Below are 792 nucleotides of genomic sequence, written 5' to 3'. Positions count from 1 at the left end.
GCCCAAGCCATTCACTGGACGGCCGAAGCGATCGACAAGGTCTACGACGAAGTCGCCCCGACCCCGCACGACCAGCTCGGCCTGGTTACCCGTGAGCCGGTGGGTGTGGTCGGTGCCATCGTACCGTGGAACTTCCCACTGCTGATGGCCTGCTGGAAACTCGGCCCGGCGCTGGCCACTGGTAACTCGGTGGTGCTCAAGCCGTCCGAAAAATCGCCGCTGACTGCCATCCGCATCGCCCAGCTGGCCATCGAAGCCGGTATCCCGGCTGGCGTGCTGAACGTGCTGCCAGGCTACGGCCACACCGTCGGCAAGGCCTTGGCCCTGCACATGGACGTCGACACCCTGGTGTTCACCGGTTCGACCAAGATCGCCAAGCAACTGATGGTGTACGCGGGCGAATCGAACATGAAGCGCATCTGGCTGGAAGCCGGTGGCAAGAGCCCGAACATCGTCTTCGCCGACGCGCCGGACCTGCAAGCTGCCGCTGAAGCTGCTGCCAGTGCCATCGCTTTCAACCAGGGCGAAGTGTGCACCGCAGGCTCGCGCCTGCTGGTCGAGCGTTCGATCAAGGACAAGTTCCTGCCGATGGTGGTCGAGGCCCTGAAAGGCTGGAAGCCCGGCAACCCGCTGGACCCACAGACCACGGTCGGTGCTCTGGTCGACACCCAGCAGATGAACACCGTGCTGTCGTACATCGAAGCGGGCCATCAGGACGGCGCCAAGCTGCTGGCGGGTGGCAAGCGCACCTTGGAAGAGACGGGCGGCACCTACGTCGAGCCGACCATCTTC

Annotated in this window: 1 protein-coding gene; it reads left to right on the top strand. The window is 64.5% G+C overall.

What is annotated here, in order from left to right:
* The coding region (locus QQL85_RS26415) for an aldehyde dehydrogenase family protein (protein WP_284368789.1) at positions 1 to 792 on the top strand (792 nt) is incomplete at both ends.

This window comes from Pseudomonas putida, assembly GCF_030159595.1.
Taxonomy (GTDB): domain Bacteria; phylum Pseudomonadota; class Gammaproteobacteria; order Pseudomonadales; family Pseudomonadaceae; genus Aquipseudomonas; species Aquipseudomonas putida_AC.
This window is presented reverse-complemented; position numbering and strand designations above follow the sequence as displayed.